Source organism: Flavobacterium eburneipallidum, from assembly GCF_027111355.2.
Lineage (GTDB): Bacteria > Bacteroidota > Bacteroidia > Flavobacteriales > Flavobacteriaceae > Flavobacterium > Flavobacterium eburneipallidum.
In genome coordinates this window covers 2,519,341-2,534,590 of the sequence record NZ_CP114291.2, presented here as the reverse complement: position 1 = coordinate 2,534,590, position 15,250 = coordinate 2,519,341, and the positions used below count along the sequence as shown (strand labels likewise).

Annotated in this window: 16 protein-coding genes; 11 read left to right on the top strand and 5 right to left on the bottom strand. The window is 31.7% G+C overall.

From position 1 onward, the window contains the following. Positions 1-319: 319 nt before the first annotated feature. The 8 genes from OZP15_RS10685 to OZP15_RS10650 all read left to right on the top strand — a co-directional run bounded on the left by OZP15_RS10685 (position 320) and on the right by OZP15_RS10650 (position 7,030). Positions 320-973, top strand: a complete 654-nt coding sequence (locus tag OZP15_RS10685; protein ID WP_269225431.1) for a TatD family hydrolase — start codon at positions 320-322, stop codon at positions 971-973. An 11-nt stretch (positions 974-984) separates the two neighbouring features. Further along, positions 985-1,698 carry a tRNA threonylcarbamoyladenosine dehydratase gene (locus tag OZP15_RS10680; RefSeq protein ID WP_269225430.1) on the top strand — a complete coding sequence of 238 codons (714 nt, stop codon included), beginning with the start codon at positions 985-987 and terminating at the stop codon, positions 1,696-1,698. Positions 1,699-1,731: 33 nt separating this feature from the next. Beyond that, positions 1,732-2,658: a geranylgeranylglycerol-phosphate geranylgeranyltransferase gene (locus tag OZP15_RS10675; RefSeq protein WP_269225429.1), complete on the top strand. Its 927-nt coding sequence runs from the start codon at positions 1,732-1,734 to the stop codon at positions 2,656-2,658. After that, entirely contained in the window at positions 2,651-3,235 is a 585-nt protein-coding gene (locus OZP15_RS10670) for a Maf-like protein (protein WP_269225428.1), read from the top strand. Before OZP15_RS10675 ends, OZP15_RS10670 begins: the two co-directional genes overlap by 8 nt. A 10-nt stretch (positions 3,236-3,245) precedes the next feature. After that, complete coding sequence (locus OZP15_RS10665) at positions 3,246-3,776, top strand: mechanosensitive ion channel domain-containing protein (protein ID WP_269225427.1); 531 nt, start codon at positions 3,246-3,248, stop codon at positions 3,774-3,776. Between the two features lie 202 nt (positions 3,777-3,978). Then, positions 3,979-5,712 (top strand): BamA/TamA family outer membrane protein, encoded by a 1,734-nt coding sequence (locus tag OZP15_RS10660; RefSeq protein ID WP_281336074.1) that lies wholly within the window; start codon positions 3,979-3,981, stop codon positions 5,710-5,712. A gap of 101 nt (positions 5,713-5,813) precedes the next feature. Further along, positions 5,814-6,752: an IS1595 family transposase gene (locus tag OZP15_RS10655; protein ID WP_269225424.1), complete on the top strand. Its 939-nt coding sequence runs from the start codon at positions 5,814-5,816 to the stop codon at positions 6,750-6,752. Continuing rightward, on the top strand, positions 6,740-7,030 hold the full coding sequence (locus tag OZP15_RS10650) for a hypothetical protein (protein WP_269225423.1): 291 nt from the start codon (positions 6,740-6,742) through the stop codon (positions 7,028-7,030). The genes OZP15_RS10655 and OZP15_RS10650 overlap by 13 nt, the downstream gene beginning before the upstream one ends. Before the next feature lie 6 nt (positions 7,031-7,036). Here OZP15_RS10650 and OZP15_RS10645 read toward each other — a convergent pair whose 3' ends face one another. The 3 genes from OZP15_RS10645 to OZP15_RS10635 form a co-directional block, all read right to left on the bottom strand. Continuing rightward, positions 7,037-7,390 carry a hypothetical protein gene (locus tag OZP15_RS10645; protein WP_269225422.1) on the bottom strand — a complete coding sequence of 118 codons (354 nt, stop codon included), beginning with the start codon at positions 7,388-7,390 and terminating at the stop codon, positions 7,037-7,039. Continuing rightward, entirely contained in the window at positions 7,390-7,848 is a 459-nt protein-coding gene (locus tag OZP15_RS10640; RefSeq protein WP_269225421.1) for a Panacea domain-containing protein, read from the bottom strand. Before OZP15_RS10640 ends, OZP15_RS10645 begins: the two co-directional genes overlap by 1 nt. Positions 7,849-8,077: 229 nt before the next feature. Beyond that, positions 8,078-8,590 (bottom strand): hypothetical protein, encoded by a 513-nt coding sequence (locus OZP15_RS10635; RefSeq protein WP_269225420.1) that lies wholly within the window; start codon positions 8,588-8,590, stop codon positions 8,078-8,080. A gap of 571 nt (positions 8,591-9,161) precedes the next feature. Between OZP15_RS10635 and OZP15_RS10630 the strand changes: the two genes are divergently transcribed. The 3 genes from OZP15_RS10630 (at position 9,162) to OZP15_RS10620 (ending at position 11,830) form a co-directional block, all read left to right on the top strand. After that, on the top strand, positions 9,162-10,466 hold the full coding sequence (locus tag OZP15_RS10630) for a right-handed parallel beta-helix repeat-containing protein (protein ID WP_281336073.1): 1,305 nt from the start codon (positions 9,162-9,164) through the stop codon (positions 10,464-10,466). 221 nt (positions 10,467-10,687) lie between these two features. Next, complete coding sequence (locus OZP15_RS10625; RefSeq protein ID WP_281336072.1) at positions 10,688-11,470, top strand: SGNH/GDSL hydrolase family protein; 783 nt, start codon at positions 10,688-10,690, stop codon at positions 11,468-11,470. A gap of 81 nt (positions 11,471-11,551) precedes the next feature. Beyond that, entirely contained in the window at positions 11,552-11,830 is a 279-nt protein-coding gene (locus tag OZP15_RS10620) for a hypothetical protein (RefSeq protein ID WP_269225415.1), read from the top strand. Between the two features lie 86 nt (positions 11,831-11,916). Here OZP15_RS10620 and OZP15_RS10615 read toward each other — a convergent pair whose 3' ends face one another. Both OZP15_RS10615 and OZP15_RS10610 read right to left on the bottom strand, forming a co-directional pair. Further along, entirely contained in the window at positions 11,917-12,741 is an 825-nt protein-coding gene (locus OZP15_RS10615; protein WP_281336071.1) for a M48 family metallopeptidase, read from the bottom strand. 93 nt (positions 12,742-12,834) lie between these two features. Continuing rightward, positions 12,835-15,234 carry a glycoside hydrolase family 31 protein gene (locus tag OZP15_RS10610; RefSeq protein WP_281336070.1) on the bottom strand — a complete coding sequence of 800 codons (2,400 nt, stop codon included), beginning with the start codon at positions 15,232-15,234 and terminating at the stop codon, positions 12,835-12,837. Positions 15,235-15,250: the final 16 nt, after the last annotated feature.

The window sequence follows — 15,250 nt, the reverse complement described above, 5'->3', positions numbered from 1 at the left end:
TATTTCATTGCACTAATTCAAAAATCAGCGTTAATTTTATCTAATTTATGTTGTGAAAATCTGCGAATCTGCGGTGTTTTTTATTTAGAATTTCTTCCGTTTTAAAAGCGAATTCCCTAGAATTTTCACGAAGAATAAAACTTTAAAAATTTCACCAATTCATAAAATGGCTAAAATTAGTGCCAATTCAACTTTAACAATCTTTAATTCGTGTAAAACTTTTTTAAAGCAAAAACGGATTGGGATTTTACGAGAAAACAAGCATTCTTTTCAAAATATTACTTTTGTAGCATTCTAACTTTTAAACTATTTTTGTCCAATGCAATATTTCAATTTACATACCCATCAATTTACCAATCAACCTGATGTTTTAGAATTGGTCAATCAATATCCGCAAGAATTTGATGCTTCTATTTCCTTTTATTCTATTGGGATTCATCCGTTGTATATTGACGAAAACCGATTGGAAAATGATTTTCATATTTTAGATCAAAAATTAGGCTTGCCAGAATGTTTAGCTCTTGGCGAATGCGGATTAGACAAACGCAGTGAAACTCCTTTTGAAGTGCAACAATCGGTTTTTGAAAGACAATTGATTTTAGCCGAGAAATACCAAAAAACAGTTGTAATTCATTGTGTTTTGGCTTTTCAGGAATTGATCGAAATCAAGAAAAGGTTGAAGATTAAAGTTCCCATGATTGTTCACGGATTTTCCAAAAAAGTGGAACTCGCCAAGCAATTAATTGATGCAGGGTTTTATGTTTCGTTTGGAAAAAATTTATTGCGAAACCCTGAATTAGAATCGGTTTTTAAAAGTATTCCAAACGATAAATTCTTGTTAGAAACAGATATGATCGAAGAAGGAATTCAAGAGGTTTATGCTTTAGCAGCGAAATATAAAGGATTAGGGTTGGAAGAATTACAGGTAATTATGAATACTAATTATAAAACTATTTTTGAATTCAGATTTTAAAAAAATATAAAATGAAAGAGTGGACAGAAAGAGCGGAACTTTTATTTAAAGCAGAAGGATTAGAAAAATTAAGAAACTCCAATGTTATGGTAGTGGGTTTAGGAGGAGTGGGATCTTTTGCAGCAGAATTTTTAGCTAGAGCAGGAGTGGGAACCATGACGATTGTAGATGGCGATGTGGTAGATATTACAAATATTAACAGACAATTACCAGCCTTGCATTCGACCATTGGTCAATCTAAAGCAAAGGTAGTTGGAGATCGATTAATAGATATTAGTCCCGAATTGAAACTGACAAGAGTTGAAGAATTTTTGTCTCCTGAACGTGCTTACGAAATTGTAACTAATGAATTTGATTATGTTTTAGACTGCATTGACAGTGTCACTCCAAAACTAAATTTGATAATTGCTGCCAAGCATAAGAAAGTTAAAATTATCTCGAGTATGGGAGCTGGAGGAAAGATGGAAGCTGCTAAAGTGAAAGTAGCCGATATTTCGAAAACGGTCAATTGCAAGTTGGCAAGAACGATTAGAAAACGACTCAAAAAAGAGAGGATAAATAAAGTGAAAGTAGTTTTTTCTTCCGAAATTCAGGATGAGGCGAGCTTGAAAATGACCGATGGTTCTAATTTTAAAAAATCGTTTTACGGAACCAATAGTTATATGCCAGGATTGTTTGGTTTGTATGCTGCCGAAACGGTAATTCGGTATTTGCTTAAAAAGTAGTCTTCCGTTGAATCTAAAATCTACAATCTAAAAATGAACTACCTTAAATTAATCCGTTTTCCAAACTTAATAATGCTTGCCTTGATGCAACTTGTTTTTAGGTATGGTTTTCTGGAATTGCAAAATATTCCTTTGGCTTTGACCGATTGGCAATATGGTTTGTTGGTTTTGGCAACCGTATGTATTGCAGCTGGCGGTTACATTATCAATAATATTTTGGATGTCGAAACTGATTTGGAGAATAAACCTAATGATGTAATTGTGGGAAAGTTTATTTCTGAAAATCAGGCTTATAATCTTTACTTTGGATTTACTTTTACTGGAGTTGCCATTGGATTTTATTTGTCGAATGTGATTGATAAACCTAATTTTGCGTCCATTTTTATTATCATTGCTGCCACACTCTATTTTTATGCTACTAATTTGAAACAAAGTTTGTTGATTGGAAATTTTATTGTGGCATTATTACTTTCGTTAAGTGTTGTTATTGTTGGGATTTTCGATTTGTTTCCCATTACAAATCAAGAAAATCAACCACTTATGGGGATGCTTTTTAGCATTCTATTGGACTATGCTATTTTCGCTTTTATTATCAATTTTATTCGAGAAATTATTAAAGATTTAGAAGATATAAAAGGCGATTTGAGCCAAGCAATGAGTACTTTACCCATAGTTTTTGGTATTGAACGAACAACCAAATTGGTTTTTGCTTTGAGTTTTATTCCCATAATTGTAATTCTTTATTACATTAACACGCATTTAGTAGTTACTGGATTGTGGTATGCAACACTATATGGATTGATTTTTATTTTGGCTCCCTTATTGTATTTTTCTATTAAAATTTGGTCAGCAAATAAGCAAAATGATTTTCAACATTTGAGTTCTGTTCTAAAAGGGATTTTGTTTTTTGGTATCCTTTCAGTCGTGATTATTAGCTTAAATATAAAGTACAATGCTTAAAAATAAATTACAAAGATATAAATTGATTTTGGCTTCGGGTTCGCCAAGACGTCAGCAATTCTTCAAGGATTTAGATTTAGATTTTGAAATCCGATTGAAGGAAATAGAAGAAATTTTTCCGTCAGAATTAAAGAGAGAACAAATAACCAATTTCCTTGCCGAGTTGAAAGCCAGTGCTTTTGAAGGCGAATTGAAAGAAAGTGAAATGCTAATTACCAGCGATACCATAGTTTGGCACAATGACAAAGCATTGGGTAAACCAAAAGACCAGCAAGATGCTTTCCGTATTCTAAAATCTTTATCGAATGCCACTCATGAAGTGATTACCTCGGTTTGTTTCAAAACCAGTAAAAAAACAACTGTAATTCATGAAGTAACCCAAGTAACGTTCAATGAGTTGAGTGATGAAGCTATTCGTTATTATTTAGAAAACTACAAGCCTTATGACAAAGCAGGAGCTTATGGAATTCAGGAATGGATTGGTTTTGTGGGTGTTGCCAAAATTGAAGGTTCTTACACGAATGTTATGGGGTTACCAACGGATAAAGTGTATGAATTTTTAAGTAAATTAGCCTAAAAATAGAAATATGGAATTTTTAAAGGATTATACAAGAGAAGTAATTGCTACTGGAATTCTATTAATTATACTGATGCTGTTGCGAGTAGTGGTGTCAAAATTGGTGCGAAGTTTTGCCAAAACTAGCCAAACAATCGAACATAGAACACGATTGGTTATTAAGTACATTCATTTGTTAATCAATATTTTAGTAGCTTTTTCTTTGATTGTTATTTGGGGAGTTGATACTAAAGATATTTTTATTGCGTTGTCCTCATTTACAACCGTTGTGGGTGTGGCAATGGTGGCTCAATGGTCTATTTTGAGCAATATTAGTTCAGGAATTATTTTGTTTTTTTATTTTCCATTCAAAATTGGTGATATCATTCTTATTCATGATAAAGATTTTCCAATCGAAGCCGAAATTGAAGACATTCGTGCGTTTCATGTGTATTTGAAAGCCAAAAGTGGTGAAATGATTGTGTATCCCAACAACATCCTTTTGCAAAAAGGAATTTCGATATTAAAACATCCTTATGATGATGTAGAATTTACAGATTAATTTATGATTAAAATAATACCATCATTTTTTTAAAATAGTCAAGAATACCTTGATAAAATAATTTTGAATAAAATCAAGTGGGCAATCTTTTTTCTCTCTATTAAGAAATTTAATTTTTATGCTCATAAAAAGAACAGCAATTTTCCTGGTTTTTTTTCTTAATTTTCAGCTGTTGTTTTCTCAAAAAAGCAAGCAGGATAGTATGGCTGTTTATAAAAATATACAGAACTATTCCCAAAAAAATAAGCTGACTAAATCGTTGCACAAATTAATATTCAAGCCTATAAATCCTAAAAAAAGAAAAAGCAAGGATTATATTCAACATGATTATCAGCAATATGAAGGTAAGATTGTTCGCAATATTGATATCGTTTCTTTAGATCCTTTTGGTTATTCTGAAATTGATTCTAACAAACAGCCTCGAAATTGGATAGAAAAAACGGGAAATTCTATTCATATTAATACCAAGAATCTAGCCATTAAAAATGTTTTGCTTATCAAAAAAAATAAGCCTTTAGATTCCTTATTAGTCAAAGAATCGGTGCGTTTGATAAGGGCACAAAGTTACATTAGTAGAGTTTCCATCAAGACCCAAACAGTGGGTATAAATGCAGATTCGGTAGATGTTTTTATTCGTGTAATAGACAGTTGGAGTTTACTTCCTAGAGGTTCAATTACGGATAGTAAATCAAAATTTAAACTCACAGAGCGTAATTTTATTGGCACAGGACATACTTTGAATACTCAATATCAAAATCGATTTCAGGACGGAAAAAGTGCTTATGATTTAGAGTATCTTGTTCCTAATATCAAGAATACTTTTATTCAAACAAGATTGAATTACTTCAATGATTTGGATGGTAATTTTGGAAAGATTTTTAAGGTAGATCGTCCTTTTTATTCTCCTTTTGCTAAATGGGGTGGAGGTATAAACATTGATCAACAATTTCGAAGAGATACGCTTCAAGATGCTAATTCAAATTTTGCTCCACAGCGGTTTAAGTACAATTCACAAGACCTTTGGGGTGGTTATTCCTACTTGATTTCCGAAGGTAAAACAGAGAACGATCGAGTAACTAATCTGATTGTTTCAGGGCGCTTTCTCCATATCAATTATCTAGAAAGTCCAACTATTGCTTATGACTCCATTAATTTTTATTCATCTGAACGATTTTTTCTTGCTGGAATCGGAATTTCTACTCGTAAATTTGTTCAAGATAAATATATCTTTAGAAACGGAATAACCGAGGATGTTCCTATTGGAAAAATTTACGGAATTACAGGCGGTTATCAGTTCAAGAACCATACAGGCCGTTTGTATTTAGGAGCTCGTGTGTCTTTTGGTAATTATCACAAATGGGGATTTTTGAGTACTAATTTTGAATTGGGAACTTTTTTTGAACAATCTGTTACAAACCAAACTGCTTTTTCCTTTCAAGCCAATTATTTTACCAATCTAATCGATATAGGAAAATGGAAAATAAGACAATTCGTCAAACCGCAGTTGGTTATTGGGATTAATCGTCAGGATGCTATTGGTGACCAACTTTCTATCAATAATGATTATGGAATTAAAGGTTTTAAGAGTGCTATCTACGGCAACCAAAAAGCTCTGTTAACCTTTCAAACTCAAAGCTATTCACCATGGAATATTTTTGGTTTTCGATTGAATCCTTTTTTAAATTACACAATTGCCATGCTGGGTGATAGCAATAATCAATTGGGTTTGAATAGAAAAACCTATTCAAAATTAGGTGTTGGGCTTATTATTGTTAATGATTATTTAGTATTTCGAACCTTTCAAATTTCACTTGCATATTACCCAACGATTCCAGGAGATGGTCGAGATGTGTTAAAAACAAATGCTTTCGAAACCTCTGATTTTGGACTTCAAAATTTTGAGTTAGACAAACCACGAACCGTAATTTATAAATAATTTTTGGTAATTATATAGATAACTACAGTTGTTAAATTTTTAGTAAAAATATACTATTAATTTCTGTTTTTATAATTTTACTATCTAATTTTAAAATTAAGATGTTTCCTGATAATATTACCTCGATTCGTATATTGCTTGATACTTTTCCGACGGAAAAATCATGTTTAGATTATCTTGAACAAAGACGATGGAATGGAAATGTAGTAAGTCCTTTTGTTGAAAATGGGCAAGCTTGGAAATGTAAAAACGAGAAGTATTTTTGTAAAACTACCAGTAAATATTTTACAGTTAGAACCAAAACTATTTTTGAAAAAACTAAACTTCCAGTTCGTGATTGGTTTATAGCAATTTGGCACATGACTTCTTATAAAAAGGGAATTTCATCTGTACAGCTAGCTACTGAACTTGGAGTTACTCAATCTACAGCTTGGCATATTGCCTCTAAAATTAGACGTTTATTTAATATGCCTTCAGAAGTAAAACTTGATGGTATTATTGAATGTGACGAATCTTTTGTTGGTGGAAAAAACAAAAACCGTCATAAGGATAAAAAAGTAGCACAATGTCAAGGTAGAAGTTTTAAAGACAAAACCCCTGTATTAGGTATATTGCAAAGAAATGGTGATTTAAGAGCCTTTGTAATTCCTGATACTAAAGCCAAAACCTTACAGCCAATTATTAGAAAAAATGTTGAGAAACACAGCGTTCTAATTTCTGATGAATGGCACGGGTATAATCATTTGCATTCTGATTATGACCACCACATTGTTGACCACTCCAAGAAGCAATATGTTGACTTTGACAACAAAGAAATACATAGCAATACAATAGAAGGATTTTGGTCGATTATGAAGCGTGGCTATAATGGAATTTACAATTGGTGGTCAAGAAAACACATGCAATTTTATGTAGATGAATTTGTTTTTAGATATAATACCAGAAAAATTAAAGCAATAGATAGATTTTCATTAATTTTGAATAATATATTTGTTACTATCACTTATCAAAATATCAGAGATACAAAATGCAGTTTTTAGATATAACATTAGAATCACTACTTACTAACGAAAACATCAAAAGTATTTTTGTTAATGATGTTTGGTATTTTAAATACGCTGATGTTAACGATGTGTTTGATAATAACTTTAAGTTCTCTCCAACAAAAACATTACTTGTAGAAATTGATAACAAAAAGACTTTAGAAAAATTTATTTCATTCCCTGAAATAGAAGACCATATCAATCATAACAAGTCAAAACCTTCATTCGAAAATAATATTGATATTGCTCTAGGGTTGAAAGTGAGGAAGTTGTAGAATTCCTTATGTTGATTTATCTTTATTAAAGAGATATGCAGTTACAAGTCTAAAGAAAACCAAAATATTAATAGTAGTTGAACCAATTAAGGTTGTTATTACTAAATCAGATAAATGAAAAAGACCTACAGCTTGAAAATACAAAAAGAAAAACAATCCTAAACACCATACACAAGTAAAACTATAAATATAACTAGCATACTTTTTTCTTTCTTCAATATTTTGATGGATTCCTTTTATCTTAACAATTCTTTTTTCATGTTTATCTTCGTTGATTGCTTGTGTTGTTAAAGGGTCAGCAATATTGCTATTGTTTTGCGTTAATTGTTCAGATAAATTTTCTACAAAAAGTTCACTCATTAATTTTTCTTTAAAAATTGGTCAAAATAAGTACCAAGTAAATCATCTGGTATAAAAGATTTTTTATTATTCATGGATATTGTCCATGGAGATTCTGGTCTGTGTGTCCAATTTGAAAGCTGAATGCCATTTAATTCTTTACATAAATCCCATGTTGCTTCTAGTATTTCTAGTTCTTTTGCATTTGGATAATTAGTAAAAATTATGTCACATTCTACTGTTTTTTTATTAATGTTATCAGCTCCAAACCTTTTAAAACAATCATAAACAGGTTTAATAACTGGTCCGTATGCCCATACTTCAACACGTTCTATAATTAAAGGTTCTTTATGTTTTGCTATATATATACCATTTGCTATATATATCATTTTTTGAAGCTTTAAATTTGTCATAGTAACTTTTTCAGAAAAAGCTCTATTTACAAAATAACAAGCGATATTTAAAGCTGGTTGTGCCATCTGTTTTTTAAGTATTTAAATACAAATTTAGTCATTTTATTTTATTTTATAGTATTGTTCTTTAAGTACTTGATATTGATAGCGTTTATTAATAACGATTGATTTTAACTAACCATTAATATACTTCTGAAATAAACGGATTTCTTATCATTTTTATGGATAAAAAAAGCGAAGCATATTTATGCCTCGCTTTTGAATAAATAAAATGAATAAATAGTTTGTGTATTTATTATTCCCAAGTCATATATATAGTAACTATTGTTTCTCCATTGCTCTTAACTGCATAACTAGGATACTTGTTAGCTCCAATACTATAATCAGATATGTAAAATGGAACTTCTCCAATTTTATCATTTGCTCCTGCAAGTGCATCATCACTATCATCATCCCAAACTTGTACTTTAAATACACTACTTGAAAGGTTAATAGTTGAAATAGGAACTATAAGATTCACTTCAACTTTATTTGTAATAGATGGAATAAAATTCCATAAAACTCCGTTTTTAGGAATTAAAACGTTATTGTTACCGTCTAAACCTACTACATAAATATCTGGATTACTAGATAAATCCCAATCATTTGGAGTAGGAATATTAGTTATTTGAATTTTTGTAATAGTTACTTTTGTTTTTACAATAACTGAAGGGGTAGTAGGTTGGATAGAATCTGAATCACTAGAGCATCCAAAAAATGCGGTTAACACTACCAGTATTGCAACTGATTTTAAAATAGACTTTTTCATATTTTTTTTGATTTGCTACCGTCCCTAGAAGCTTTTAGATTAGTTAGTAAATCAAAAACGTGGGACAAACTCAAATCAATCGACCAAGGTACCGCCAAGCACCTAAAATACAGATAAGAGAAAGCCCACGCCATTGCGAGAGCAGTCTGCTTATTAGTCTGTATCTTTTTTGAAGTTTTGGCGGTTTCGGTCGATGGACTAATAGCTTACGCTAATGAAATGATATGTAAAAATATTTATTATTTATTCACTTTATTTATTTTTTGGTTTGACTTCAAAAGTATTAAAAAAAATAGAAATAATCTTCATTAATAAAAAACAAAAAATCCATCATTTCTGATAGATTTTTTTGATGTATTTTTACTGAATATTTAACAACTGTAGTTATATATAATTGCCTAATTTTTTTAGTTTTAATTCATCGGTTTTTAATTCACAGGCTTGCAAAACAGCAGGATGCAACAGGATGGATGTTTTTTGTTCTAGCCATAATTTCACTGTTTTAGAACTTTTTTTTGATCTAAAATACAAATCTCAATCCTAAATATTTTCCGATGAAAAAAAAATCTTTTTGCTGGTATTTGTTACTACTTTTTCTTCATTTTCGGCCGAATATTATGTAGCTCCCAATGGGAATGATGCCAATTCTGGTAGTAAAACAAATCCTGTGGAAACCATAAAAAGAGCACAAGCATTAGCCAATTCAGGCGATATCGTTTACATTAGAGGTGGCGTTTACACAATGAGAGAAGAGCAAATTGAGAAATATTCGAGAATTTGGGCTTATGTAACCAACCTTAATAAAAGCGGGATTAGTTATTTGTCTTATGCTAATGAAACGCCTGTATTTGATTTTAAAAACATTAAACCAGCCAATTATCGTGTGATAGCATTTAATGTTAGTGGAAATAATATCCACATCAAAGGCATTGAAGTTACTGGTGTGCAGGTTACGATAAAAAGACACACTCAATCCGAATGTTTCGAAATTCAAGGCGATAATAATACATTGGAGCAGATCAAAATGTATGATAATATGGCTATTGGAGTTTATCTTTCTAATGGTTCCAATAATTTGATTTTGAATTGTGATGCGTATCGAAATTGGGATTCCGTTTCCGAAGGTGGAAAAGGAGGAAACACCGATGGTTTTGGTTGTCATGCTCCTGAAGGCAATAAAAATAACATCTTTAGAGGCTGTCGTGCTTGGTTCAATAGCGATGATGGATTTGATTTAATCAATTCTGCTGAACCTGTTTTGATAGATAATTGTTGGGCTTTTTATAATGGTTATACTTCTGATTTTGTGGGTCGTGCAGATGGCAATGGCTTCAAAGCAGGAGGATATGGCGGGACCGATATTAGTAAATTACCTAATTCAATTCCTAGAAATACGATTCAATTTTGTTTGGCTGTGGGCAATAAACAAAGCGGTTTTTATGCCAATCATCATTTGAATGGAAACAATTGGTACAATAATTCGGCCTATCGAAATAAGATAAATTACAATATGCTGAACCGAAAAGCCGTAAACGCAACGGATTATTTAACGGATGTTCCGGGTTGGAGTCACGTATTGACTAATAATTTAGGTTTTGGAGCGACATTCAATGAATTAGCTCAAATAGATAAAACAACCTGTACATTGACCAATAATTATTTTGATTTAAAGCTAAACATTACTAAATCGGACTTTTTAAGTCTGGACGAAAGTTTTTTGACCGCACCAAGACAAGCCGACGGAAGTTTGCCTAAAAACGATTTCTTTAGATTAAATCCTTCCAGCAAAACCATTGATGCAGGAAAGAATATTGGATTTCCATTTCAAGGAAAAGCACCTGATTTGGGGTGTTTTGAATTTGATATGAAGTATTAGTTTTAAAGAGTTTTTGTTCTTATTGAAATGAATTTTGAAGGATTAACAAATTTCAGTATATATTGTATTCATGCTTTTTTGTAACTTTTTTTTTTTAATAATTACTAAAAAGATTTTAAGACTAATTAAATAGTGATTTATGACTACACAAGTTTTAAAACTTTAGAATTCAGTGACTAAAAATAGTTTATATTTGATAAAACTTGAAACCTTAATCAAGAATGGCTGAAAATACCAGACGTAATTTTATAAAAAAGTCAGCTTTAGCGTCTTTAATGGCAATGAGTTTGCCAGAAGTATTGAGTGCCTCCAACACCGTAGCTTTCAATTCTGAAAATAAAAGTTTGACTTTTGTATTTCAAGGCGATTCTATAACCGATGGGAATAGGGGTAGAACTAAAGACCCCAATCATATTATGGGACATGGATACGTTTATAGTATTGCCAGTAGTATTGGAGCTGACTTTTGCAAAGACAAACATCATTTTATCAACAAAGGAATTAGCGGAAATACCATTTCTGATTTAGAAAAAAGATGGCAGCATGATGCTTTAGACTTGAACCCAGATGTAATCAGTATTTTGGTCGGAATTAACGATGTTGCTTCCGAAATTGAAAAAAAACCATCAGCAATCAATAATCTAGAGTTCGAAAGCAAATACCGCAAATTGATTGTAGATTCCAAGAAAGTCAATCCAGCAATGGTTTTGGTTTTGTGTTTGCCCTTTGTAGCTGCAGTAGGAAAAAGACAAAATGATTTTGAAATTTGGAATAAAGCCACAACAGAAAAAGCCATGATTATTCAAAAATTGGCAAAAGAGTATGATACTGTTTTGGTTAACTTTCCACAAGTTTTAGAAAAAGCAATTAAAAAAGTTCCAGCGGAATATTGGATTTGGGATGGAATTCATCCCACAGTTCCATTTCATACCTTAATGGCTAGAGAATGGATTGCAGCAGTATCTAAAAAAATACATTTTTTAAAAGGGTATTCGGGAATTTAAAAGTTGGAGGTCAATTGAGTACTCGAACAAAGCAGAATAAAATTATTACTAATAACAACACTTTTAATGAACTAAAAAGTAATGGATATAGAAAAAAGGAATGCTTTATTATCAATACTATTTTATGCTATCTCCATAGTAGCTATAGTAATTATTAATTTATCAGGACAATTTAAATCAGGTCCTTGTACTCCAAATTTAGATGTTTTCTCCATTTTTTTAGTTGCAATTTTAAACATAATATTATTAGTTGTTAATGCAATATCGACTTTTGGGTTAAAAAAGGAGACAAAATATTCTTTCTATATTCATCTTTCAGTATTTGTAATTTGGATAATTGCATTAATTATAAATAGTTAAAAAAAAATCGAATATAGCATCACAAAAAAAAGGAGATAATCTTGAAATCAAGTTTATCTCCTTTTATATTTCTCTAAAAAAAAAAATTATTTAAAGACTACTCCAAATTTTAAAGCTTCGGCTTTAGCTTCAGGAATCAATCTTTTTAGATTTGCAATTCTTGTAGCATCAGCAGGGTGAGTGCTCATAAATTCAGGTGGTTTATTGCCACCGCTACTAGCTGACATTCTTTCCCAAAAAGCTATTGCTTGTTCAGGATTGTAACCCGCAATTGCCATAAGTGTCAATCCAATTTTATCGGCTTCGCTTTCATGACTTCTACTAAACGGGAGCATTACACCTACTTGGGAGCCTATACCATAATATTCTTGCCACATTTTTTGCTGTTCGGCACTTTTGTTTCCAGTGGCTACTGCAACACCAACGGCTCCTATTTGTTGTAATTGTGTAGCACTCATTCGTTGTGCACCATGATTGGCCAAAGCATGAGAAACTTCATGACCCATTACTGTAGCTAAACCAGCATCATCTTTAGTTACAGGCAAAATTCCAGTATAAACTACAATTTTTCCACCAGGCATACACCAAGCGTTGACTTCCTTGTTGTCTATCAATTTATATTCCCATTGGTACCCATTTAAGTATTCTGGATGTCCGTTCGCTTTTAACCAACGTTCTGCTGCGGCTTTAATTTTCATCCCAACGCTTTCAACACGTTTTGCATCTGCTGTCCCTACAATAACTTTGTTTTCTTTCAAAAATGTCCCGTATTGTTGGAACGATGATGGAAATAACTCACTGTTAGAAACAAAATTCAAATTGTTTTTTCCTGTAAATGGATTTTTTGCACAGGAAAAAAATAATCCTAATGCACATAATCCAAGTCCAGTTATTGATAAATGCTTTTTCATAAATACAAATTTTAACTTTTGACAAAAATACAAAAAATCATCTTGTTGAAATTTATATTATTATATCAAAAAGTATCAATATTTTTGAGCTATTTATTCGCCAATGAAATGCAATTCAGAAAATTCTTTATCAATAATGATATAATTTTCTGTTTCGAAAGTTAATTTATCAAAAGTGATAATCTCATTGTCAATTTCTATTTCTTTCACTTTAAATGGTAATCCTAGAAGATTGATTTTGTATTTTGAATAATTCGTAGCATACTTTCCTTCTTTGTGCAATTGAATGATTAAGTCTTTTTCTTTTCCATTAGTTTGGAAAGAAAGTAAACTGTAACGTCCTTTTTTATAGTCGTAGCCATCTTGTGCATCTTCATATACTACTGATTTTTCTTTACCTTCTTTGTAATACAAATCCAAAATTAATTCGTCAAATTCTAATTCGCCAACATATTGTTGAACAGGGTATTTTGGAATAATAGCTCCAGCTTTTACATAAATTGGAATTTGATCAAACTTGGTATCTACCCAAATTTCTTTTCCACCATTAACCAATTCATTGGTCCAGTAATTATACCATTGTCCACGTGGAATATACATTCTTCTTCCTAAAGAATTTGGTTCTAGAATTGGACAAACTAAAATTTGGTTACCAAAAATGAACTCGTCATTGCGATAATGCGTTTGTGTATCTTCTTGATCAAAATATACTAAAGGCTTCAACATTGGAATTCCTTCTTCAATATACTGCCAAAACATGGTGTATAAATAAGGTAATAATTGGTAACGCAAATTGACAAATTTTCTAGTAATGTCAATAATTTCTTCGTCGAATGCCCATGGTTCTTGATTACCGTGATCTCCAGAAGAGTGTGTTCTGCAAAATGGATGAAAAACACCTAGTTGAATCCAACGAGCGTATAATTCTCCTGAAGGTTGTTCTGCAAATCCACCAATATCAGAACCTGTGAATCCCATTCCTGAAATACACATTCTTTGCACCTGAATATTGGCAATCCATAAATGCTCCCAAGTCGCCACATTATCTCCTGTCCAAGATGAGGTATAACGTTGTGTTCCTGAATAGGCGGATCTTGTAATTACAAAAGGTCTTTTTGGATAAGCAAAACGTTTAACACCATGATAAGTCGCTCTAGCCATTTGCATTCCATAAATATTATGCGCTTTTCTGTGACTACATGGGTTTCCATCATACACATGGCGAACGTCCATAGGGAAGGTTTTATTAGGAACTTCCATTACCGCTGGTTCATTCATATCATTCCACACGCCTTTTACTCCAATATCAGAAATCAATTCCTGAAATAATCCAGCCCACCATTCACGAACCACAGGATTAGTATAATCTGGAAAATTACATTCTCCAGGCCAAACTTTTCCTTTCATGTAAGGACCATCGGCTCTTTTGCAGAAATAATCTTTTTCTAAAGCTTCTTTATAAACGGAATATTCTTTGTCAATTTTGATTCCCGGATCGATAATTACAATGGTTTTAAATCCGTCTGCCGCTAATTCAGTAACCATTCGTTTTGGATCAGGAAAATATTCTTTGTTCCAAGTAAAACAACGGAAACCTTCCATATAATCGATATCCAAATAAATCGCATCACAAGGAATTTGTAATTCCCTGAATTTTGCTGCTACTTCTTTTACATTACTTTCAGGATAATAACTCCATTTACATTGATGATATCCCAATGCCCAAAGTGGTGGCAATTCTGGTTTTCCTGTCAAATCGGTGTAAGTTGTAACCACATCTTGCATATTTGGACCATAAATGAAGTAGTAGTTCATTTCGCCACCTTCAGCCCAAAAACTGGCTACATTTCGTCTTTCATGACAAAAATCGAAAAAAGTCCTAAAGGTATTATCAAAGAAAATACCGTAAGAAATTTTATTTCGTAATCCAATATAAAAAGGAACTACTTTATACAATGGTTCCTGATCTTTACCAAAAGCATATTGATCGGTAGCAAAATTCTCCAGTCTTTTTCCTTTCAAATTCAGTTGAGTGGCTTTGTCTCCCAATCCATAAAAGCATTCTCCGTCTTTGGATGACTTACTCATTTTTACAATATTTCCGCCATATTCATAGCTTTCTTCCCAGTGAAAACCAAGTTCGTCTTCCAGTAATACGTTTCCATCTAAATCAAATATAGAAACTCTCAAATCTACTTTTTGGATTCTACATTGTACTTTACTGGTTTTTATTTGGTAATATACTTCGGTTTCTGTAAGCTCCAGAAAATTGTAACCGTGAGAATGGCTTTTGTCAATAGCGTACGAAAAGTCATTACTAAAATACCCTTTTGTGGTGTAACGAAAACGAATCATACTGTCTCTTAAGACAGTTAATTTTAAAATAACACTATTGTCCGTATAGAAAAACACAGAATCTACCTCTTTTTTAATCGAAACGATTTTTGATGGATATAAATCTCCTTTGTACTCTAGTTCTGTATTTGTAATCATAATGGTAAGCTTTTAT